Genomic DNA, 21,654 nt, shown 5'->3' with positions numbered 1-21,654 from the left:
CCCCGATGAACGAGGCACAGATGGATTATCCCGAGCGGTTTGCGAACCTGCCCGAATACGCATTCCCGCGTTTGCGGGCGCTTCTCGATTCGCACGCTCCGGGCGGCGAAGCGGTGGCGTTCACCATCGGGGAACCGCGCCATCCGATGCCCGCCTTCGTCGGCGAGGTTCTGGCGCAAAGCCTTGCGGAATTTGGCAAATACCCGGCGAACGACGGCACGCCCGAACTGCTGGCGGCGATCTCCGCCTGGCTGAAGCGGCGCTTTCACGTCGAGGTCGCGGAAAACCGGATCATGGCGCTCAACGGCACGCGCGAGGGGCTGTTCAACGCCGCCGTCGCGCTGAGCCCCGAGACGAAGCGCAGCAAGAAACCCGTCGTGCTGATCCCGAACCCGTTCTATCAGGTCTATGCCGTGGCCGCGGTCGAGGTCGGCGCCGAGCCGGTCTTCGTGCCGGCGACCGAGGAAACCGGCTTTCTGCCCGATTACGCGAGCCTGCCGGCCGAGGTGCTGGACCGTGCCACGATCGCCTATCTGTGCTCGCCCGCGAACCCGCAGGGGGCGGTGGCCCCGCGCGACTATCTCGCGCAGCTGCTGCACCTGGCCGAGAAGCACGATTTCCGCGTCTTCGCCGATGAATGCTATTCCGAGCTGTGGCGCGAGGCGCCGCCGCCCGGCGCGCTCGAGGTCGCCGCGGCCGAGGGCATCGACCCCGAGCGGGTGGCGGTGTTCCATTCGCTGTCGAAACGCTCGAACCTGCCGGGCCTGCGCTCGGGCTTCGTCGCGAGCGGCGTCGAGAACATCCGCCATATCCGCCGGTTGCGCGCCTATGCCGGGGCGCCGCTGCCGCTGCCGATCCAGCGGGTGTCCGAACGGGTCTGGGCGGACGAGGCGCATGTGGTGGAAAACCGCGCGCTCTATGCCGAGAAATACGCCGATGCCGCCGAGATCTTCGCCGGCGTCAACAGCTTCCGCCTGCCCGACGGCGGCTTCTTCCTCTGGCTGCCGGTGCCCGACGGCGAGGAAGCGGCGCTGAAGCTGTGGCGTGAGACCGGGGTGCGGGTGCTGCCCGGCGCCTATCTCGCGCGTGAGGTGAACGGGGAAAACCCCGGCAAGGGATATATCCGGGTGGCCCTGGTCGCCCCAAGAGAAGAAACGCAGCGCGGGCTGATCCGGCTCCGCGACTGCCTGTATACGTGAGGACGGTAGAGCATGGCATCCTATCAGGCACGGCAACGCGACCCGCTTCTGGACCAGAACACCCAGGCAGCGCTTGAACGGCGCGGCAAGGAATTGCTGGGCGGGGTTCTGGTCTTTGCGGGCGTTCTGGTGGGGATGCTGCTGGCAAGCTATTCGCCCGACGATCCGAGCTGGATGGCGGTGTCGGATGCGCCGGTGCAGAACTGGCTCGGCCGGATCGGGGCGGGGATCGCTTCGCCGCTTTACGTCATCGTCGGGCGCGGTGCCTGGCTGCTGCCGCTCGGGCTGATCGCCTGGGGCGTGCGCCACATCCTGCACCGTGGCGAGGAACGGCTGAGCACCCGCGCGGTCTTCCTGCCGATCGGCGTGGCGCTGGCCTCGGTCTATGCCGCGCTGCTGGTGCCGAGCGCCGACTGGGGCCAGGCCTTCGGTCTGGGCGGCCATTTCGGCGACATGATCGCCGGCTCGCTGCTGGGCATGTCGCCGGTCTCGGGCTCGATCGGGCTCAAGCTGATGTCGCTGGTGCTGGCACTCGCGACGATCGCGATGAGCGCCTTCGTGCTCGGCTTCGACCGGCGCGAGATCCAGACCATCACCCGCTTCCTGCTGCTCGGCTCGGTGGCTGCCTATGACGCGGCGCTGACCGCCTTTGGCCGTGGCGCCGCCGCCTCGGTGCGGATGGCGCAGGGCGCGGCGCAGCAGGCCGCCGAACGGGCGCGCCAGCGCCGGGCCGAAGCGGCCGAACGTGCCGCCGATCTGGCCGCCTGGGAGGCGCAGCAGGCCGCCTGGGGCCAGAGCCAGGGCGGTTATGAGCCCATGGGCGCCCAGCCCGCGATGAGCGCGCAGGCGCAGAGATCCTCGCTGCTGTCGCGTATCCGTCGTGCGCCCGAGCCCGAGTATGCACCCGACGACATGCTGTTCGAGCCCGAATCCGAACTGGTCGAGCGCGGCTGGCAGGTGCCGGCGGCGGAAGCCCCCTCCGAGGACCGCATCCGCGCCCGCATCGCGCAGGCGGTCAAGACCCGCGCCGTGGCGCCCATGATCCATGCCGAGCCCGAGGAATGGGACGCGATCGAGCCCGCGCCGATGCAGGCGCCGACGCCCGAGCTGCGCGCGACACCGCGCTACGCCGAGCCCGCGCCGGCCTATCACGCGCCGCAGCCGGCGCCCGCGCCCGCAACGCCCGCCTCGGTTCTGGCGGCGGTTGCCGCGCGGCTGGCCCGCGGTGCCCGCCCGGCCGCCCCGGCCCCCGCGGCGCCTGTCCGGCGCTCGGAACCGCCGCTGCAGGCCCGCCCCCGCTATCTGCCCGGCCAGGTCTCCGCGCCGGTGCCGCATCTGAACGAGCCGGTGCTGCGCGCCGCCGCGCCGGTCGCGCCGCAGGCCGTTGCGCCCGAGCTGCCGCCGGTGTGGGAGACCGCCGTCGACGAGGGGCCGCTGCAGGCCCCGGCCTATGTCGAGCGCGCCGTGCCGCGCGAGGCGGTCGACCCGGCCATGGGCGGCTGGGACGCGCCGCTGTCGGCCCCCGAGCCGCTGCCGGCCGACGACTGGTCCGAGACCGATTTCGACCGCAACGCCTTTGCCGATCTCGACGAGGAGATCCCGCAGGTTCCGGCCTCGGCGCCGCGGATCATGCTGAACCGTCAGGTGATCCCGCCCGCGCCAGAGCGCCGCGTGGTGGCGCCGCCGCGCAAGGCGCAGGCGCCCTCGAAGCAGGCGATCGCCGAGGCCCAGCCGAAGCTGCGCTTCGAGCCGCCGGCGCATCCGGCCTACGAGCCGCCGCCGCTGAACCTGCTGACCAATCCGACCACGATCCAGCGCCACAGCCTGTCGGACGACGCGCTGGAAGAAAACGCGCGGATGCTGGAAAACGTGCTCGACGATTACGGCGTGAAGGGCGAGATCGTCTCGGTCCGTCCGGGCCCCGTGGTCACGATGTATGAACTCGAACCGGCGCCGGGTCTGAAGGCCTCGCGCGTCATCGGTCTGGCCGACGACATCGCGCGTTCGATGTCGGCGCTGTCGGCGCGTGTCTCGACCGTGCCGGGCCGTTCGGTGATCGGCATCGAATTGCCGAACGTGCACCGCGAGAAGGTCGTGCTGCGCGAGATCCTCGCCGCGCGCGATTTCGGTGACAGCAACCTGCGGCTGCCGCTGGCGCTTGGCAAGGACATCGGTGGCGAGCCGGTGATCGCCAACCTCGCGAAGATGCCCCACCTGCTGATCGCCGGCACCACCGGCTCGGGCAAGTCGGTGGCGATCAACACGATGATCCTGTCGCTCCTCTACAAGCTGTCGCCCGAGGAATGCCGGCTGATCATGATCGACCCGAAGATGCTGGAACTCAGCGTCTACGATGGCATCCCGCATCTGCTGTCGCCCGTCGTCACCGACCCGAAGAAGGCGGTCGTCGCGCTGAAATGGGTCGTCGGCGAGATGGAAGAGCGCTATCGCCGGATGTCGAAGATGGGCGTGCGCAACATCGAGGGCTACAACGGCCGCGTCCGCGAGGCGATGGACAAGGGCGAGCTGTTCAAGCGCACCGTCCAGACCGGCTTTGACGAGGAGACCGGCGAGCCCGTCTTCGAGACCGAGGAATTCCAGCCGCAGCCCTTCCCCTATATCGTCGTCATCGTCGACGAGATGGCCGACCTGATGATGGTGGCGGGCAAGGAGATCGAGGCCTGCATCCAGCGTCTGGCGCAGATGGCGCGTGCCTCGGGCATCCACCTGATCATGGCGACGCAGCGCCCGTCGGTCGATGTCATCACCGGCACGATCAAGGCGAACTTCCCGACCCGGATCTCGTTCCAGGTGACCTCGAAGATCGACAGCCGCACGATCCTGGGCGAGCAGGGGGCGGAACAGCTGCTGGGCATGGGCGACATGCTCTACATGGGCGCGGGCTCGCGCATCACCCGCATCCACGGGCCCTTCGTCAGTGACGAAGAGGTCGAGGAGATCGTCAACCACCTGAAGAGCTTCGGCCCGCCGCAATACATGTCGGGCGTGCTCGAGGGGCCGGACGAGGAAGTGGCGAGCGATATCGACGCGGTCTTGGGCCTCGGCTCGGGCGACGACGCCGAGAACGCGCTCTACGACACCGCGGTGGCGATCGTCATCAAGGACCGCAAGTGCTCGACCTCCTATATCCAGCGCAAGCTGGGCATCGGCTACAACAAGGCCGCGCGGCTGGTCGAGCAGATGGAAGAGCAGGGCGTTGTCAGCCCGGCGAACCACGTCGGCAAGCGCGAGATCCTCGTGCCCGAGCAGTGATCTGGCACGAACGTGATGCGACGCCCCGCCCGAAGTGATCGGGCGGGGCTTTTTCTTTGCCGCACTTGGATTAGATTTCCGCCATGACCCTGCTTCGCTTCGCTCTCGCGCCCGTCTTCGCCCTGGTTCTTGCGGTTCCGGCCATGGCCGGGGCGCTGTCGCTCGACCAGATCTCGACCTATCTGAACGGGTTGCAGACGGCGCAGGCGGATTTCCTGCAGGTGAACGCGGATGGCTCGACCTCGAAAGGGGTGCTCTACATCAAGCGGCCGGGGCGGGTGCGGTTCGAATACACCACCGACAAGACGCTGGTGATGGCCTCGGGTGGGCAGGTGGCGATCTTCGATCCGAAGTCGAACCAGCCGGCCGAGCAATATCCGCTCGCCCGCACGCCGCTGAACCTGATTCTGGCGCCGACGGTGGACCTTGGCCGGGCGAAGATGGTGGTCGGGCAGGAAAGCGACGCGACCACCACCACGATCGTCGCGCAGGACCCCGAGCACCCGGAATACGGCACCATCCGGCTGGTGTTCAGCAATGCGCCCGTGGCGCTGAAGCAGTGGATCATCACCGATGACAGCGGCGCGAAGACCGCCGTGGTGCTGAGCGATCTGAAGTCCGGCGTCGACCTCGGCGCACGGCTGTTCAGCCTGTCGGCCGAGCTCGACGCCCGCAAGAAGTGATCACTTGCCGCAGGCGCGCAGCTGCGACTGATACATGTTGGCGCGGGCCTGCACCTTGTCGGCAACCGAGAGCAGCCAGCCCTTCGCGTTGTGGCTGCCGTTGGCAAAGCCAGACCGGCCCTCGTGATAGGCCAGATACTGGTTGCGCGCGTCGTATTTCGACACGCCCAGCTTCTTTGCCGTGCCGTCCATGTACCAGCCCATGAAATCGGTCGCGTCCTGGATCCGGTTGCGCTTGGCGCTGAAGCGGCGCGTGGCCTCGCGGTAATCGTCCCAGGTGGAATCGAGCGCCTGGCTGTAGCCATAGGCCGAGCTGGTGCGGCCGAGCGGAATCACCCCAAGGGCAAAGCGATAGGGCGTCTTGGCTGTGCCGACGAATTTCGATTCCTGATGAATCGTCGCCATCTGGACATGCACCGGAACACCCCAGCGGGCCTCGGTACGCTTCATCGCCGAGTAATACTGTGGCTTTTCGCGCGCCAGAAGACAGGCGTTGTCGAGGTTGCGCGGCGCCTGCGAGCTGCCACCCCCACAGGAGGCGACCATCAGCAAGACGGCCAGCTTGAGGTACTTGTTCATCACTGCTCTGCCAGATCGGTCTTGTTTTTGGACATTTTTACAGGAAATCCCCTTCGGGGGAAATGACAAAGCCATGATCCTGCTGCCCGATTGCGGCAACTGTTGGGCAGCGGACCACAATCTGTTTCCCCCGATCTCGGCGCTGTGCGGTGGACAGCGGGGCAGGTAAGGGATTACTTACCTTTTCATTGGGGGCCGACATGCAGACCACAAGCGCGAAATACGCCATTGGCCAGATCGTCCGGCACCGGAACAAGTCGTTCCGGGGCGTGGTCTTTGACGTCGACGCGATCTTCTCGAATACCGAGGAATGGTATCTGGCGATCCCCGAAAGCAGCCGGCCGAAGAAGGATCAGCCCTTCTATCACCTGCTGGCGGAGAATGACGAAAATTATTACGTCGCCTATGTTTCCGAGCAGAACCTGGTGGCCGACACCACGGGCGAGCCGGTCGAGCATCCCGATCTCGACGATCTGTTCGGGGCGTTCACCGACGGGCGCTATCCGCTGCAGTTCCAGCTGAACTGAGCCGCCTCACGGTGCCAGGGCAAGCGGCGCGAGCGGCAGGTGAAAGACCAGCTCGTTGCGGCCGTCGTGGCGAGAATACTGCAAATCCTCGACCAGATCCCGAATCAGGAACCAGCCGAATCCGCCTTCGGGCAGGGTGTCCGGCACCGGGCGCGGATGGTCGCCGATGCCGGACAGGCAGCGGTCGGGCAGCGCGATCCCCTCGTCGCTGACCAGGCAGCTCAGCCCGCGCGGATCGCGCGAGAGGGCGATGGTGATCGTGCCCTTGCCGCTGTCGCCGTAGCCGTGCTTGACGATGTTGTTGAACACCTCGGCCAGAACGATCTCGAGCGTGCCGGCCTCCTCCTCGGTCATCTGGCGGATGAAGCGGGCAAGGGTGGTGCGCAGCGCGGCCCGAACGGACAGCGGATCGGCGCAGAAACTGTGCCGGAACCCCTCCCGGTCCGGCGCTGAGGGGTCCGGCCGGGGAGCAGGGTGAGAGCTCCTCTCAACCTGCATCGCGCAACCTCTCGGATGTGGCGGCGGCAACGTCCGGATGAATCCGGAACACCGTGTCCATCCGGGTCAGTCGGAACACCTTCTCGACCGTGGGTGTCAGTCCGGCCAGTTCGAGCTGCCGGGCGGGGGCGAGCGATTTCATCACCGCGACGATCGCGCCAAGGCCGGAACTGTCGAGGAAGGTCACGTCGGACAGGTCGAGCACGACGCGTGAGGAGGGCTGCAGCGCCACTTCCCGCATCCGGTCCTTGAAGCGGATGGCGATCGCCGCATCGAGGCGTTCTTCCTGCAGGTGCACCACCAGCGCCCCGCCGAGGGCTTCCGCATAAAGGTTCATCACTGCATCTCCGACTACCGATCACGGCTGCAGACTAGCCGGAAATGCTTACCAAAGCGTATCTTCGGCCCGGAGAGGACGCGGCAGGGGGTGACGCATTCGCGCATCAGCGCCGCGCGGCGTGCCGTTTTCCCCCTTTTGCGGGCCGCCCCCGGGGCCCATATTGAGGCTGAAACCGGAGAACCCCATGCAGGTCATCGCCCTCATCATCATCGGTGCCGCGGCGGGCTTCATCGCCACGCGGGCGATGAAGATGGAAACCGACATTCCGACCACCGTCGCCATCGGCGTGATCGGCGCGCTGATCGGCGGGCTGGTGCTGCGCTTCCTGATGGCACTGACCGGCGCGCTTGGCGGCTTTGTCGGGGCGCTTCTGGGCGCTTTCGTGCTGATCTGGCTGTGGCGCCAGTACGGGCGGCGCTGATGTGGGGGCCGCTTTTCGGACTGGCCGGCATGGCGACGACGCGGTTGACGCTGTGGTCGCTCGCTGTCGCGATCTGGCTGTTGCGCCGGCCCGGTGGCTGGGCGGTGCTGGCCGTCGCGGCGCTGGTCGGCGTGAAGCTTCTGCCGCAGAAATGAGACCCACCGCGCCGCGCCGCAGCGCCTGACCCCCGGGAGGCCCCATGACCTTGCAAGATTTCCTCGGCGGCAACGCCGTGTTCCTGGCCCTCGCCGCCTTCGTCATCGTCGCGGTCTATCAGGGCGTGCGGATCGTGCCGCAGTCCGAGAAATACGTGGTCGAGCGCTTCGGCCGGCTGCGCGCGGTTCTGGGGCCGGGCATCAACTTCATCGTGCCCTTCCTTGACCGCGTGGCGCACAAGGTCTCGGTGCTGGAGCGTCAGCTGCCCACCACCCGGCAGGATGCGATCACTGCCGACAACGTGCTGGTGCAGGTCGAGACCTCGGTCTTCTACCGGGTGACCGAGCCGGAAAAGACCGTCTACCGCATCCGCGACATCGACGCCGCGATCTCGACCACCGTCGCGGGCATCGTGCGCGCCGAGATCGGCAAGATGGAACTCGACACCGTGCAGTCGAATCGCGCCGGGCTGATCCACACGATTCAGGAGAATCTGGCGAATGTCGTCGACGACTGGGGGATCGAGGTCACCCGGGCCGAGATTCTCGATGTGAACCTCGACGAGGCGACGCGGGCGGCGATGCTGCAGCAGCTGAATGCCGAGCGGGCGCGGCGCGCCCAGGTGACCGAGGCCGAGGGGCGCAAGCGTGCGGTGGAACTGGCGGCCGATGCCGAGCTTTACGCCGCCGAGCAGCAGGCGAAGGCGCGCCGCCTCACCGCCGAGGCCGAGGCCTTCGCGACCTCGGTGATCGCCGAGGCGATCGCGAAGAACGGGCTCGAGGCGGCGCAGTTCCAGGTGGCACTGAAACAGGTCGAGGCGCTGAGCATCGTCGGCAAGGGCGAGGGCAAGCAGGTCGTGCTGCTGCCGGCTGCGGCGCTCGATGCCTTCGCGAATGCTTTCGGGCTCTTGAAGGGGCGGTCGTGATGCTGTGGGAACTTGCCTGGGTCTGGATCGCCGGCGGTGTGGTGCTGGCGCTGCTCGAGATGCTGCTGCCGGGGTTCATCCTGCTCGGCTTCGCGATCGGGGCGGTCTGCGTCGGCGTGCTGATCTGGATCGGCCTTCTGGTCACGCTGCCGCCGATGCTTCTGGTGATGGCGGTGGTGGCGGCGATCGCCTGGGGGCTGCTGCGCCGGGTGATGGGCGTGCGCCGCGGTCAGGTGAGGACCTGGCACCACGACATCAACGAGAAATGACCGCCGCGCGCCAACCGGGGCTGGATTTTCGGGCCCCGGGGCCCTAGTGGACTCTCATCCCGAGATGGAGTGGCGCGATGTACGACGATTTTCCCGAAGAGGCGAAAGGCCTCAAGTATTTCCTCAAGATGGTGACGATTGCCCTGGTGGGCGTCGTGGTCTGGATTCTGGTGACGCATCCGATGAACGGCGATGCCAGCACCACGACCTCGCTCGCGGTCACGCATCAGCCGTGATCCGGCCGACCCGGCCCGGAACGGAAACGGCGGCCATCGGCCGCCGTTTTTTCATGCCTCAGCCGCGGATCTCGGCCAGGATCGCCTGCGCCGCGGCGCGCGGGTCCTTGGCCTGCCAGATCGGACGGCCGACGACGAGGTGATCGGCGCCCGCCGCCAGCGCCGAGGCGGGCGTCTCGACCCGCTTCTGATCGCCAAGTGCCGCGCCTGCCGGCCGCACGCCCGGGGTGACGATCAGCTTGCCGGCCGCCCCCGGCAGCGCGCGGATCGCCGCCGCCTCGCGCGGCGAGGCGATGACGCCATCCGCCCCGGCCTCGAAGGCGCGCGCGGCGCGTTCGGTGACCAGCGCCTCGATCTCGCCCGCCTTGATCAGCGCCCCGTCGAGGTCGGCGCGGTCGAGCGAGGTCAGGATCGTCACCGCGAGGATCTTCGTGGCCGAGCCCGCCGCGCCCTGTTTCGCCGCCTTCACCACATAGGGGTCGCCGTGCACGGTGAGGAAGTCGAGGTCATAGCGCGCGATGCCGCGCACCGCGGCCTCGACGGTGGCGCCGATGTCGAAGAGCTTCATGTCGAGGAAGATCTTCTTGCCCTGTTCCTGCTTCAGCTCGTTCGCCAGCGCGAGCCCGCCGCCGGTCAGCATGCCAAGGCCGATCTTGTAGAACGAGACGCTGTCGCCGAGCGTCTTCGCAAGCGAAAGCCCGTCGAGCGCGGTGGGCAGGTCGAGGGCGACGATCAGGCGGTCGTCGGCGGGCAGCAGATCGGTCATGGCATGGCTCCGGGGCATGGCTGGGGAATGGCAGGCAAACGCCGGCCTTTTGCGCCCGAAGCCCGCATCGGTCAAGGAAAAGCGGGGCGCCGGCCGCGCCGGCCCCGCCCGGTTTGCCTTTCGTTCCCGCGCTTTGCGGGATGCGGATTTTTTCGGCACAGCCTGTCGCACCCCCCTTGAAGCGCCCCCGATCCGCCTCCACCTCCCTCTCAAGACCCGGACCAGAGCGTGCCGTCATGGGCGTTCGATTTTCCGGGGGCTTCAGAAAAGGAGATACCCGATGAACATGGAAAAGTTCACCGAGCGGTCGCGCGGCTTCATCCAGGCCGCCCAGACCATCGCGATGCGCGAGGGGCATCAGCGGGTGGTGCCCGAGCATCTGCTGAAGGCATTGATGGATGACGATCAGGGGCTGTCGTCGAACCTGATCCGGCGTTCCGGCGGCGAGCCGCAGCGCGTGCAGGAAGCGGTCGATCTGGCCGTGTCGAAACTGCCGAAAGTGTCGGGCGGTGACGGGCAGGTCTATGTCGAACAGTCGCTGGTGCGCGTGCTCGACGAGGCCGAGAAGATCGCGCAGAAGGCGGGTGACAGCTTCGTTCCGGTCGAACGCATCCTGATGGCGCTCGCGGTGGTCAACACCCGCGCCAAGGACTGTCTCGATCAGGGCGCGGTGACCGCGCAAAAGCTGAATTCCGCGATCAATGACCTGCGCAAGGGCCGCACCGCCGATTCGGCCTCGGCCGAGGAAGGCTATGACGCGCTGAAGAAATACGCCCGCGACCTGACCGAGGCCGCCGAAGAGGGCAAGATCGATCCGATCATCGGCCGCGACGAGGAGATCCGCCGCGCCATGCAGGTGCTGTCGCGCCGCACCAAGAACAACCCGATCCTGATCGGCGAGCCGGGCGTGGGCAAGACCGCGATCGCGGAAGGCCTCGCGCTGCGCATCGTCAACGGCGACGTGCCGGAGAGCCTGCGCAACAAGAAGCTGCTTGCGCTCGACATGGGCGCGCTGATCGCCGGGGCGAAATACCGCGGCGAGTTCGAGGAACGGCTGAAGAGCATCCTGAAGGAGATCGAGGCCGCGGCGGGCGAGGTCATCCTGTTCATCGACGAGATCCACACCCTTGTGGGCGCGGGCAAGTCCGAAGGCGCGATGGATGCGGCGAACCTGATCAAGCCGGCGCTTGCGCGCGGGGAACTCCACTGCGTCGGCGCGACCACGCTTGATGAATACCGCAAGTATGTCGAGAAGGACGCGGCCCTTGCCCGCCGGTTCCAGCCGGTGATGGTCGAGGAACCGACGGTCGAGGACACGATCTCGATCCTGCGCGGGATCAAGGAGAAATACGAACTCCACCACGGCGTGAAGATCTCCGACTCGGCGCTGGTGGCGGCGGCGACGCTCTCGCATCGCTACATCACCGACCGCTTCCTGCCCGACAAGGCGATCGACCTTGTCGACGAGGCGGCGTCGCGTCTGCGCATGGAAGTCGACAGCAAGCCCGAGGAGCTCGATGCGCTCGACCGGCAGATCCTGCAGATGCAGATCGAGGCCGAGGCGCTGAAGAAGGAGGATGACGCGGCCTCGAAGGACCGTCTCGTCACGCTCGAGAAGGAGCTCGCCGAGCTCATGGACCGGGCCGCCTCGATGACCGCGAAATGGCAGGCCGAGCGCGACAAGCTCGAGGCCTCGCGCGATCTGAAGGAACAGCTCGACCGGGCGCGTGCCGAACTTGACCAGGCCAAGCGCGAAGGCAACTTCGGCAAGGCGGGCGAGCTGCAATATGGCAAGATCCCGGAACTCGAGCGCAAGCTGGGCGAGGCCGAGGAGAAGGAAGACGGCCAGATGGTTTCCGAGGCCGTCCGTCCCGAGCAGATCGCCGAGGTGGTCGAGCGCTGGACCGGCATTCCGACCACGAAGATGCTGGAAGGCGAGCGCGAGAAGCTGTTGAAGATGGAGGAAGAGCTGCACGGCCGGGTCATCGGTCAGGATGCGGCGATCACCGCCGTCGCCAATGCGGTGCGCCGTGCGCGTGCCGGGCTGAACGACGAGAACCGGCCGCTGGGCTCGTTCCTCTTCCTCGGCCCGACCGGCGTCGGCAAGACCGAGCTGACGAAGGCCGTTGCCGAATACCTCTTCGACGACGACACCGCGATGGTGCGCATCGACATGTCCGAGTTCATGGAGAAACACTCCGTGGCGCGGCTGATCGGCGCCCCGCCCGGCTATGTCGGCTATGACGAGGGCGGCGTTCTGACCGAGGCGGTGCGGCGCCGGCCCTATCAGGTCGTGCTGTTCGACGAGGTCGAGAAGGCGCATCCGGACGTGTTCAACGTGCTCTTGCAGGTGCTTGACGATGGCCAGCTGACCGATGGTCAGGGCCGCACGGTCGACTTCAAGCAGACGCTGATCGTGCTGACCTCGAACCTCGGCAGCCAGGCGCTGAGCATGCTGCCCGAGGGCAGCGATTCGTCCGAGGCGCGGGACGAGGTGATGGGCGCGGTGCGGGCGCATTTCCGCCCCGAGTTCCTGAACCGTCTGGACGAGATCGTCATCTTCGACCGGCTCACCCGGGCGAACATGGACGGCATTGTCTCGATCCAGCTCAAGCGGCTCGAGAAGCGGCTCGCCGCGCGCAAGATCACGCTCGATCTCGACGCCGAGGCGCGCAAGTGGCTGGCCGACGAGGGCTATGACCCGGTCTATGGTGCGCGCCCGCTGAAGCGGGTGATCCAGCGCAGCCTGCAGGACCCGCTGGCCGAGCTGCTGCTGGGCGGCGAGGTGAAGGACGGCAGCACGGTGCAGGTGACCGCGGGCCCCGACGGGCTGGTGGTCGGGGGCCGGATCTCGGCTTCGGCGCGCACGCGCCCGGCCGATGCGCCGCTGCAGTAAGGTCTGTGACCAGAAGACAGCAGGGGGCGGGGCAACCCGCCCCCTTTTTCATGCCCGCCCGGGCGCGCTAGGATGGCGATCATGCCCGCCCTGTGCCGCGACTGCCTTGCCACCTTCGACGACGCCCCCGCACGCTGCCCGCGCTGCGGGCGCCCGCGCGTGCTCTCCCACCCCGAGCTTTTCGATCTGACCATCGCGCATCTCGATTGCGACAGCTTCTATGCCTCGGTCGAGAAGCGCGACGACCCGACGCTCGCTTCGCGCCCGGTGATCGTCGGCGGCGGCACCCGGGGCGTCGTCTCCACCTGCTGCTATGTCGCGCGGGTTTCGGGCGTGCGCTCGGCGATGCCGATGTTCCAGGCGCTGAAGCTCTGCCCCGACGCGGTGGTGATTCGGCCGCGGATGGAACATTACGCCGCGGTCTCGGCGCAGATCCGCGCGAAGATGGCGGCGCTGACCCCGCTGATCGAACCGCTCTCGCTCGACGAGGCCTTCCTCGATCTCGGCGGCACGGCGCGGCTGCACCATGCGCCGCCGGCGCTGCTGATGGCGCGGCTCGCGCGCGAGATCGAGACCGAGATCGGCGTCACTGCCTCGGTCGGGCTGTCGCACACCAAGTTCCTGGCCAAGGTCGCCTCCGATCTCGACAAGCCGCGCGGCTTCTCGGTGATCGGCCGGGCCGAGACGGCGGAGTTCCTGCGCGATCAGCCGGTGTCGATGCTCTGGGGCGTGGGGGCGGCGACGCGCGCGGCGCTCGGGCGCGCCGGGCTGCGCACGCTCGCCGACATCCGCCGGGCGGGACACGCCGCGATGGTGGCGCGATTCGGCGCCTCGGGCGCGCGGCTTCATGCGCTGGCGATGGGCGAGGACCCGCGCCGCGTCACCCCCGATGCGCCGGTGAAATCGGTGTCGAACGAGACCACCTTCGACACCGACATCGCCGATCGTGCCCGGCTCGAGGCCTGGCTCTGGGTGATGTGCGAAAAGACCGCGGCGCGGATGAAGGCGAAGGGGCTGAGCGGGCGCGCCGCGGTGCTGAAGCTGCGGCGGGCGGATTTCTCGGCGCTCAGCCGGCAGCAGCGGCTCGACGAGCCGAGCCAGCTTGCCGACACGCTGTTTCGCGCGACGCTCGCGCTGCTCGAGGCGCTGCCCGAGGAGGGGCCGTTCCGGCTGATCGGCGCGGGCTATGCCGATCTTGGGCCCGCCGACGGGCGCGACCCGGTGGGCGACCTGCTCGACCCGGGCGCCGGCCGCCGGGCAGAGGCGGAACGGGCCGTCGACGCGATTCGCGCGAAATTCGGCGCCGGGGCGATCCGCAGCGGACGCAGCCTTGGCACCGGCGACAAGCCCCCTCGCGGCTGAGTGCTATTCGGCGGCCAGCGAGCCGTGGCTCGTGGCGCTTTCGCGCCCGATCGCCGCGATGCCGGCCACGGCGCGCATCATGCGGGCGCGAAAAGCCTCGAACTGTGGCAAGGGCCGAATCGCCGCCTCGTCCATGTAGAGGCCGCGGTTCACCTCGACCTGCACAACCTCGATCCCGCTCGCCGGGCGGCCGTAATGCTGGGTGACATAGGCGCCGGCAAAGGGGGTGTTGCGCGCCACCCGCAGCCCGAGTCGCGCGAACACCGCCTCGATCGCGGCGACCGTCTCGGGCCGGGCCGCGGCGCCATAGCGATCGCCCAGAACCACATCCGCCTGCCGCAGGCCGGCACCGCTGACCGCCTCGGAGGGCATCGAATGCAGGTCGATCAGGATCGCCCGGCCAAAGCGCCCCCGCACCTCGCGCAAGAGCGCGGCAAGGGTGGCATGATAGGGGCGCCAGACGGTGGCGATCCGCATGTCCGCCTCTTCGCGCGTCAGCTTGCCGGAATAGATCGCCCGGTTCGCCGAGACGACGCGGGGAATCACCCCGAGCCCGGCCAGCACCCGCGGCCCGGCCGCGCTGCGCGCCACCCCCTCGATCAGGGCGGGATCAAGCTCGGTCTCGTCCCGGTTCAGGTCGACCCAGGCGCGCGGCAGCCGCGCCGTCAGCGCCGCCGCCCCCTCGCGCGGGGCGCCCTCGAGGAAACGGTCGACGAAGGCATCTTCGGAGGAGCGCAGCCGTTGCAGGTCAAGCACCGAGCGTGCCAGCATTTCAGGCGGATAGTCGCGCCCGGAATGGGGCGAGGCGAAGATGACGGCGGTGGTCATCCTCTCCGGCGTCCACAGCCGGTACACCCCAGTCTCGCGCAGCTGAACGGCCATTTTTCTCCCCGGTTCAGGAAACAGACTACACCGGATTGTTTTCCTTCCAAAACCCTCTTGAAAGCCGCGCCGACTCCTTTTATAGACCGCCAGACCAAAGCGGTTCCGCCCCGGAGCGCCCCGAAACGGGCAGGATGGAAAGCGGGATCACGAGGCTTCACGGGCGGTTAGCTCAGCGGTAGAGCACTACGTTGACATCGTAGGGGTCACTGGTTCGATCCCAGTACCGCCCACCATTCACCGCCCCTTCGGGGGCACATCAGTTTCAGGCGCACGCGCGCCGCGACTAGGAGAAGACCGATGAAGGTCCGCAACTCGCTCCGCTCGCTCAAGCAGCGTCATCGCGATTGTCAGATCGTGCGCCGCAAGGGCCGCGTCTACGTGATCAACAAGACGCAGAAGCGCTTCAAGGCCCGTCAGGGCTGAAGCAGGCTTCGAGCCTCGGAAATGGATGGGCCGCGCCGGAGAGATCCGCGCGGCCTTTTCCTTTGTGCGCGTCGCTTGCGGGAAGGTCGCGGGGGCGCCGCCCCCGTCGCCGTTCCGGCGACTCCCCCGGGATATTTTTGGCAATTGGAAGCGGGAGACGCCCTTCTCTTCCAATTGCCCAAAATATCCCGGGGGTGACTTCCGCGCGCAGGCGCGGAAGAGGGGGCAGCGCCCCCTGCCTGGCTCAGCCGTAGGTGCGCAGGTCCTCGATCACCTTGCCATCGTTCGGCAGGCTGCCGGGCGCCACCAGCTCGATCGCGCCGCGCAGTTTCAGCGCCTCGACCACGCCGCCGGCATAGCGCCGCGCATCGGTCGAATCGGTCTCGATCCGCACCGTCATCACGTCCATCTCGCCGTCGCGGCTGGCGATGACGCGGGCGCGTTTCACCTCGGGATGGGCGGCGACGAAGGCCGCGACCTGTTCGGGGCGCACGAACATGCCCTTGATCTTGGTGGTCTGGTCGGCGCGGCCGAGCCAGCCGCGGATGCGCGCGTTGGTCCGGCCGCAGGGCGAGACGCCGGGCATCAGCGCGCTGAGATCGCCGGTGGCGAAGCGCACCAGCGGATAGTCGGGGTTCAGCGTGGTCACCACGACCTCGCCCACCTCGCCCTCGGGCACCGGGTCGCCGGTGCCGGGGCGGACGATCTCGACGATCACGCCCTCGTCGAGAATCATCCCCTCCATCGCCGGGCTCTCGTAGGCGATGTTGCCGAGATCGGCGGTGGCATAGCATTGCAGGCAGGCGATGCCGCGATCGGCGTATTCCTGGCGCAGCGAGGGGAAGAGCGCGCCGCCGCCCACGGCCGCGCGGGTGATGGCGAGGCGCTCGCCCATCTCCTCGGCCTTGTCGAGGATCACCTTCAGGTAGTCGGGCGTGCCGGAATAGACCGAGGTGCCGACATCGACCGCGGCGCGCACCTGCAGTTCGGTCTGGCCGGTGCCGGCGGGCAGCACCGCGGCACCGACCGCGCGCGCCCCCGATTCGAAGATCATCCCCGCGGGCGTCAGGTGATAGCCGAAGCAGTTCTGCACGATGTCGCCGGGGCCGACGCCGCAGGCATGCAGGAAGCGCCCCATCCGCCACCAGTCGGCGCTGACGTCGCCGGGCTCGTAGATCGGGCCGGGGCTCTGGAAGATATGGGCGAAGGCATGGGCGGGCTTCGCCGTCAGCCCGCCGAAGGGAAAGGCCGCCTTCTGCGCCGCGCCGAGGTCGGACTTGCGCAGCAGCGGCAGCCGGGCGAGATCCGCGCGCGAGGTGATCGCGGCCGGATCGACCGGGCCGAGATGCGCCGCAAGCCCGGGGGCGGTGAGCGCGCGGGCGATCACCGCGGGCAGGTCGCGCGCCAGCGCGGCCTCGCGTTCATCCTGCGAGCGGGTTTCCAGCGCGTCGAAGTAGCGGCTCATCGGGGTCTGTCTCCGGGTCTGTCCTGGTCGATGCTGCGGCGCAGAATGCTGCGCAGCAATCTTGTGGTTTCAATCTGTTGCGTCACGCGAGCCAGCGCTTGCGGCGGCGATAGCTGCGCACCTCGCGGAAGGATTTCCGGCCCTCGTCCGACATCCCGAGGTAGAATTCCTTCACGTCCGGGTTCTCGCGCAGCGCCTGCGCCGGGCCGTCCATCACCACCCGCCCGCTTTCGAGGATATAGCCGTAATGGGCATAGCGCAGCGCGACGTTGGTGTTCTGTTCGGCGAGCAGGAAGGTCACGCCCTCGCCCTCGTTCACCGCCTTCACGATCTCGAAGATCTGTTCGACGAGCTGCGGCGCGAGGCCCATCGAGGGTTCGTCGAGCAGGATCATCTCGGGGCGCGACATCAGCGCGCGGCCCATGGCGACCATCTGCTGTTCGCCGCCCGAGGTATAGCCCGCCTGGCTGCGGCGGCGCTCCTTCAGGCGCGGGAAATAGGTGTAGACCATCTCGAGGTCGCGGGCGATCGCGGCGCGGCCGTCGGTGCGGGTATAGGCGCCGGTGAGCAGGTTTTCCTCGACGGTGAGGTGCTCGAAGCAGTGGCGGCCCTCCATCACCTGGATCACGCCCTTCTTCACCAGATCGGCGGGCGCCATGTCCTGCAGCCGTTCGCCGCGGTAGATCACCGAGCCCTTGGTGATCTCGCCACGCTCGGATTTGAGCAGGTTCGAGATCGCCTTGAGCGTCGTCGTCTTGCCCGCGCCGTTGCCGCCCAGAAGCGCGGTGATGCCGCCCTTCGGCACGGCCAGGCTGACGCCCTTCAGCACCAGGATGACGTGGTTGTAGATCACCTCGATGTTGTTCACCTCGAGCAGGGTCTCAGTCTTGGCGGCGTCGAGCATGGCGTCCTCCGTGGGGGTGGTCCCCCGGCCCGTGGGCCGGGGGAGGGGGGTCATTTGCAGCGTTCGGTGAGGCCGGCTTCCTTGGCGTAGGCCTCGGAATCGGCGGCGATCAGCGGGTCGAGAACGTCCTTGTCAGGGGCGATGAAGTCGGTGACGAGGGTCCACTTGCCCGCGGCTGCGTCCCACTGCTGGATCATCGCGCCGCCCGGGCCGCCGTGATCGGCGCAGGTGGCGGCGAAGGGCTGGCCGAAGTTCGGCAGGCCCAGCTCGGCCATCCGCGCGTCGGTGATCTCGAGCGCCTCGAAGCCGTTGCGGACCTCGGCGGCGTTCACGTTGGCATGGCCGGCCAGTTCCTGCGCCTTGCGGATCGCCTCGGCGATGACCACGGCGGCATACATGCCGCGCGAATAGATCACCGAGCCCTCGGCCTCGGCCGGGCCGCTCGCCTTGCCGGGATCGTAGACGTATTTCTTCAGGTCGGCATAGATCGGATAATCGGTGCCGACGCCGTGCATGGTCAGTGCCTTGTAGCCGTTCGCGCCGGCGCCGGCGGGCTTGACGTCATTCTCCGAGCCCGACCACCAGATGCCGATGAAATGGTCCATCGGGAACTTGATGTTCGCGGCCTCCTGGATCGCGACCTGGTTCATCACGCCCCAGCCCCAGAACAGCACGTAATCGGGCTTGTCGCGGCGCACCTGCAGCCATTGCGACTTCTGCTCCTGGCCGGGGCTGTCGATCGGCAGGGTGGTCAGCTTGAAGCCGTGCTTCTTCGCCAGTTCTTCAAGGGTGCGGATCGGTTCCTTGCCATAGGCCGAGTTGTGGTAGAGCAGGCTGATCTTCTTGCCCTCGAGGCTGCCGCCCGACTGGTCGAGCAGGTATTTCACCGCGACCGAGGCGCCGTCCCAGTAGTTCGCCGGGTAGTTGAACACCCATTCGAAGACCTTGCCGTTCGCGGCCGAGGTGCGGCCGTAGCCCGGGGTGTAGAGGGTGATGCCGTCCGCCGCCATCTTCGGGATCAGCTGATAGGTGATGCCGGTCGACAGCGGGTTGTAGGCGAGCGCCCCCATGCCCTTGGTGCTTTCATAGCACTCGACGCCCTTCTCGGTGTTGTAGGCGGTCTCGCATTCCGGCACGACGACCTTCTCGCCGCCGATGCCGCCGTCGCGCTCGTTGAGCAGGGTGAAGTAATCATTGAACCCGTCGGCGTAGGGGATGCCGCCGGCCGCGAAGGGCCCGGTGCGATAGCTCAGGTTCGGCACCACCAGATCGGCCGAGGCCGGCAAGGCGGTGGCGGTGATGGCCGCGGCCACCAGGGCTGCAAAGGTCTTCTTCATACGCTATTCCTCCCAGAACGTATTCGGTTGATTTCCCGTGACTTTCCCGCCCTCCTCAGTGCGGGAACGGCCACAGGCGCAGTTTCTCCTTCGCCACCCGCCACAGTTGGGCGAGGCCATGCGGCTCGGCGATCAGGAAGACGATGATGAGCCCGCCCACGATCATCAGCTCGATATGGGCGGCGAGGTCGGTGGGCCAGCCGAGACCGCCGACGAGCACGTTTTTCAGGAGCACCGGCAGCAGCACCAGGAAGGCCGCCCCGGCGAAGGAGCCGAAGATCGAGCCAAGTCCGCCGATGATCACCATGAAGAGGATCAGGAAGGACTTGTTGATGCCGAAGGCCTCGCCCACTTCGGCCGCGCCGAGATAGACCGAGAAGAACAGCGCCCCGGCGATGCCGATGAAGAACGAGCTGACGGCGAAGGCGGTGATCTTGGTGGTCAGCGGGTTCACCCCGATGATCTCGGCGGCGATGTCCATGTCGCGGATCGCCATCCACTTGCGGCCGATGGTGCCGCGGGTGAGGTTGCGGGCAACCAGCGCCACCAGCGTCAGCAGGATCAGGCAGAACATGTATTTCGCCGTGGCCGAGGTCTGCGCGCCGGTGACGAAGACGCCGAACATGCTGCGGTCGGGCGCGGTGATCTGGCCCGAGGCCGAATAGTTGTAGAACCACGGCACCTTGTTGAAGAGCCAGACCAGGAAGAACTGCGCGGCAAGCGTCGCCACGGCCAGGTAGAAGCCCTTGATCCGCAGCGAGGGCAGACCGAAGAGCACGCCCACGGCGGCGGTGATGCCGCCCGCAAGCAGCACATGGATGAAGATCGGAACATCCGGGAAGGCGGTCATCAGCTTGTAGACCGCATAGGCGCCCACGGCCATGAAACCGCCGGTGCCCAGGCTGACCTGCCCGGCATAGCCCACCAGGATGTTCAGCCCGATCGCCGCGATCGCGTAGATCAGGAAGGGCACGAATACCGCATTCGCCCAGTAGTCGTCGATGACGAGCGGGATCACCACATAGGCCACGGCCAGCGCGACATAGAACCCCATGCGGTCGAAGCGGATCGGGAAGGTCTGGTTGTCCTCCCGGTAGCTCGTCTTGAAATCACCTGCCTCGCGGTAGAACATCAGGCCTTCCCCCCGTTGATCGTGCGGGGGAAGGCGTGGTCCGTCCCCCTCAGCAGCCGCGCTTCAGACGTGCCCAGGCCAGCAAGGCCGCCCCGGCACCGGCCGCGGCCAGTAGGATGTTGAGTGAATGCAGTGCCGTCGGTTCGTCCGGCGGGGCGGCGAGCGCGATCCAGCCGAAGGCCAGCGCCGCGCCCGAACCGATGGTGAAGACAGTCGCACAGGTTTTCATGACCAAAGGACCTCCCAATCCCTTGCGCGGCCATGATGGGCCGCGTCAGCAACCCTTCCCTCCGACCGGGGCCTCCCTGCCCCTGCGCGATCGGATCTGCGACAGGATGTCGCATCCCCGCCCGGCACTCAACGAAAATCGTGTTTGCGCTAGCAGCCATCGTCACACCCGCTCGATGATGCGTTCGCCGAACAGGCCCTGCGGCCGGAACACGAGGAAGACGAGGGCGAGCACATAGGCGAACCAGTTCTCGGTGGCGCCGCCGATCAGCGGGCCGAGGAAGAACTCGAACAGCTTCTCGCCCATGCCGATGATGAGACCGCCGACGATCGCGCCGGGGATCGAGGTGAAGCCGCCCAGCATCAGCACCGGCAGCGCCTTCAGCGCGATCAGGCTGAGCGAGAACTGCACGCCCGATTTCGAGCCCCACATGATCCCGGCGACGAGCGCGACGATGCCCGCGATCGACCACACCAGCACCCAGATGAAGCGCAGCGAGATCCCGACCGACAGTGCCGCCTGGTGGTCGTCGGCCACCGCGCGCAGGGCGCGGCCCTGTTTCGAATACTGGCTGAAGAGGGTCAGCGCGGTGACCAGCGCCACCGCGACCAGCGCCGCGACGACATCGAGGTTGTCGATGAAGAAGCCATAGCCGAAGAGGCCGTCGGTCACGCTCTCGAGCGTCTCGTTGATGCCCTGCGGCAGGCCGACGTCCAGCGTCTTGATGTCGGCGCCCCACATCACGTCGCCGAAGCCCTCGAGGAAATAGGCCAGCCCGATCGTCGCCATGAACAGGATGATCTCGGCCTGGCCCACCAGATGCTTCAGCACCAGTTTCTCGATGACGATCGCCAGCAGCACCATCACCCCGGCGGTGAGCCCGATCGCGAGGACCGAGGGCAGCTGCCAGCCGAAGCTTTCGAGATGCCCGCCGGTGATCGCGTTGATGACATGGGCGAAGGGCACCTGGCCCTGCTGGATGCCGACGAGTGTCAGCGCGGCAAAGAGCGCAAGCACCCCCTGCGCATAGTTGAAGATGCCCGAGGCCTTGTAGATCAGCACGAAGCCGAGTGCGACAAGTGCATACATCACCCCCGCCATCAGGCCGTTCAGGGTCACTTCCATCGCGTAAAGCAGCTGGTCAGGCAT

At 67.6% G+C, this 21,654-nt stretch carries 23 protein-coding genes and 1 tRNA gene; 13 read left to right on the top strand and 11 right to left on the bottom strand.

What is annotated here, in order from left to right; translation table 11 throughout:
• The first annotated feature begins 20 nt into the window (after nt 1-20).
• The 3 genes from DYS74_RS02225 to DYS74_RS02215 all read left to right on the top strand — a co-directional run bounded on the left by DYS74_RS02225 (nt 21) and on the right by DYS74_RS02215 (nt 5,155).
• A complete protein-coding gene (locus DYS74_RS02225) occupies nt 21-1,199 on the top strand; it encodes an aminotransferase class I/II-fold pyridoxal phosphate-dependent enzyme (RefSeq protein WP_121530976.1) in 1,179 nt (392 codons plus the stop codon).
• Nucleotides 1,200-1,211: 12 nt separating this feature from the next.
• Nucleotides 1,212-4,472 carry a DNA translocase FtsK gene (locus DYS74_RS02220; RefSeq protein ID WP_121530530.1) on the top strand — a complete coding sequence of 1,087 codons (3,261 nt, stop codon included), beginning with the start codon at nt 1,212-1,214 and terminating at the stop codon, nt 4,470-4,472.
• Nucleotides 4,473-4,555: 83 nt separating this feature from the next.
• Complete coding sequence (locus DYS74_RS02215; RefSeq protein WP_121530529.1) at nt 4,556-5,155, top strand: LolA family protein; 600 nt, start codon at nt 4,556-4,558, stop codon at nt 5,153-5,155.
• Here the strand turns inward: DYS74_RS02215 and DYS74_RS02210 are convergent, their stop codons facing one another.
• Nucleotides 5,156-5,734, bottom strand: coding sequence for a transglycosylase SLT domain-containing protein (locus DYS74_RS02210; protein WP_121530528.1), 579 nt, complete (start codon nt 5,732-5,734; stop codon nt 5,156-5,158). It lies immediately after the preceding gene.
• Nucleotides 5,735-5,934: 200 nt separating this feature from the next.
• Between DYS74_RS02210 and hspQ the strand changes: the two genes are divergently transcribed.
• Nucleotides 5,935-6,261: a heat shock protein HspQ gene (hspQ, locus tag DYS74_RS02205; protein ID WP_121530527.1), complete on the top strand. Its 327-nt coding sequence runs from the start codon at nt 5,935-5,937 to the stop codon at nt 6,259-6,261.
• A 6-nt stretch (nt 6,262-6,267) separates the two neighbouring features.
• On the opposite strand, the gene DYS74_RS02200 is transcribed toward hspQ, so the two are convergent.
• Together DYS74_RS02200 and DYS74_RS02195 are read right to left on the bottom strand one after the other, a co-directional pair.
• Nucleotides 6,268-6,759, bottom strand: a complete 492-nt coding sequence (locus DYS74_RS02200) for an ATP-binding protein (protein WP_121530526.1) — start codon at nt 6,757-6,759, stop codon at nt 6,268-6,270.
• Nucleotides 6,749-7,096: an STAS domain-containing protein gene (locus tag DYS74_RS02195; RefSeq protein WP_121530525.1), complete on the bottom strand. Its 348-nt coding sequence runs from the start codon at nt 7,094-7,096 to the stop codon at nt 6,749-6,751. Before DYS74_RS02195 ends, DYS74_RS02200 begins: the two co-directional genes overlap by 11 nt.
• A 187-nt stretch (nt 7,097-7,283) precedes the next feature.
• Here DYS74_RS02195 and DYS74_RS02190 point away from each other — a divergent pair, with 187 nt between their 5' ends.
• The 5 genes from DYS74_RS02190 (at nt 7,284) to DYS74_RS18565 (ending at nt 9,106) form a co-directional block, all read left to right on the top strand.
• A complete protein-coding gene (locus tag DYS74_RS02190; RefSeq protein ID WP_121530524.1) occupies nt 7,284-7,520 on the top strand; it encodes a GlsB/YeaQ/YmgE family stress response membrane protein in 237 nt (78 codons plus the stop codon).
• A complete protein-coding gene (locus tag DYS74_RS18570; RefSeq protein ID WP_183077431.1) occupies nt 7,520-7,675 on the top strand; it encodes a hypothetical protein in 156 nt (51 codons plus the stop codon). Before DYS74_RS02190 ends, DYS74_RS18570 begins: the two co-directional genes overlap by 1 nt.
• 44 nt (nt 7,676-7,719) lie before the next feature.
• A complete protein-coding gene (locus tag DYS74_RS02185; RefSeq protein WP_121530523.1) occupies nt 7,720-8,601 on the top strand; it encodes an SPFH domain-containing protein in 882 nt (293 codons plus the stop codon).
• Nucleotides 8,601-8,870, top strand: coding sequence for an NfeD family protein (locus DYS74_RS02180; RefSeq protein WP_121530522.1), 270 nt, complete (start codon nt 8,601-8,603; stop codon nt 8,868-8,870). The genes DYS74_RS02185 and DYS74_RS02180 overlap by 1 nt, the downstream gene beginning before the upstream one ends.
• 77 nt (nt 8,871-8,947) lie before the next feature.
• A complete protein-coding gene (locus DYS74_RS18565; RefSeq protein ID WP_183077430.1) occupies nt 8,948-9,106 on the top strand; it encodes a hypothetical protein in 159 nt (52 codons plus the stop codon).
• A gap of 58 nt (nt 9,107-9,164) precedes the next feature.
• Here the strand turns inward: DYS74_RS18565 and pyrF are convergent, their stop codons facing one another.
• A complete protein-coding gene (pyrF, locus tag DYS74_RS02175) occupies nt 9,165-9,872 on the bottom strand; it encodes an orotidine-5'-phosphate decarboxylase (RefSeq protein ID WP_121530521.1) in 708 nt (235 codons plus the stop codon).
• Nucleotides 9,873-10,152: 280 nt separating this feature from the next.
• On the opposite strand from pyrF, the gene clpB reads away from it, so the two are divergent.
• Entirely contained in the window at nt 10,153-12,768 is a 2,616-nt protein-coding gene (gene clpB / locus DYS74_RS02170; RefSeq protein ID WP_121530520.1) for an ATP-dependent chaperone ClpB, read from the top strand.
• An 81-nt stretch (nt 12,769-12,849) separates the two neighbouring features.
• Nucleotides 12,850-14,130, top strand: a complete 1,281-nt coding sequence (locus DYS74_RS02165) for a DNA polymerase IV (RefSeq protein WP_121530974.1) — start codon at nt 12,850-12,852, stop codon at nt 14,128-14,130.
• Between the two features lie 3 nt (nt 14,131-14,133).
• Here DYS74_RS02165 and DYS74_RS02160 read toward each other — a convergent pair whose 3' ends face one another.
• Nucleotides 14,134-14,958, bottom strand: coding sequence for an N-formylglutamate amidohydrolase (locus DYS74_RS02160; protein WP_245965168.1), 825 nt, complete (start codon nt 14,956-14,958; stop codon nt 14,134-14,136).
• A gap of 215 nt (nt 14,959-15,173) precedes the next feature.
• On the opposite strand from DYS74_RS02160, the gene DYS74_RS02155 reads away from it, so the two are divergent.
• Nucleotides 15,174-15,248, top strand: a tRNA-Val gene (locus DYS74_RS02155).
• A 64-nt stretch (nt 15,249-15,312) separates the two neighbouring features.
• A complete protein-coding gene (ykgO, locus tag DYS74_RS02150) occupies nt 15,313-15,438 on the top strand; it encodes a type B 50S ribosomal protein L36 (RefSeq protein ID WP_013069105.1) in 126 nt (41 codons plus the stop codon).
• A 244-nt stretch (nt 15,439-15,682) separates the two neighbouring features.
• On the opposite strand, the gene DYS74_RS02145 is transcribed toward ykgO, so the two are convergent.
• The 6 genes from DYS74_RS02145 to DYS74_RS02120 form a co-directional block, all read right to left on the bottom strand.
• The gene (locus tag DYS74_RS02145; protein ID WP_121530518.1) at nt 15,683-16,903 is read right to left on the bottom strand and encodes a phenylacetate--CoA ligase family protein; all 1,221 of its coding nucleotides are present in this window, start codon (nt 16,901-16,903) and stop codon (nt 15,683-15,685) included.
• A gap of 82 nt (nt 16,904-16,985) precedes the next feature.
• On the bottom strand, nt 16,986-17,807 hold the full coding sequence (locus DYS74_RS02140; protein ID WP_121530517.1) for an ABC transporter ATP-binding protein: 822 nt from the start codon (nt 17,805-17,807) through the stop codon (nt 16,986-16,988).
• 50 nt (nt 17,808-17,857) lie between these two features.
• Complete coding sequence (locus tag DYS74_RS02135; RefSeq protein ID WP_121530516.1) at nt 17,858-19,144, bottom strand: ABC transporter substrate-binding protein; 1,287 nt, start codon at nt 19,142-19,144, stop codon at nt 17,858-17,860.
• A 55-nt stretch (nt 19,145-19,199) separates the two neighbouring features.
• Nucleotides 19,200-20,276: a branched-chain amino acid ABC transporter permease gene (locus tag DYS74_RS02130; RefSeq protein WP_121530515.1), complete on the bottom strand. Its 1,077-nt coding sequence runs from the start codon at nt 20,274-20,276 to the stop codon at nt 19,200-19,202.
• Between the two features lie 49 nt (nt 20,277-20,325).
• The gene (locus DYS74_RS02125) at nt 20,326-20,505 is read right to left on the bottom strand and encodes a hypothetical protein (protein ID WP_113898621.1); all 180 of its coding nucleotides are present in this window, start codon (nt 20,503-20,505) and stop codon (nt 20,326-20,328) included.
• A gap of 162 nt (nt 20,506-20,667) precedes the next feature.
• Complete coding sequence (locus DYS74_RS02120) at nt 20,668-21,654, bottom strand: branched-chain amino acid ABC transporter permease (RefSeq protein WP_121530514.1); 987 nt, start codon at nt 21,652-21,654, stop codon at nt 20,668-20,670.

Source organism: Paenirhodobacter hankyongi, assembly GCF_003664585.1.
Taxonomy (GTDB): domain Bacteria; phylum Pseudomonadota; class Alphaproteobacteria; order Rhodobacterales; family Rhodobacteraceae; genus Rhodobacter; species Rhodobacter hankyongi.
Note: the sequence above shows the minus strand (reverse complement) of the source record. Positions and strands in the feature narration are given on the sequence as shown.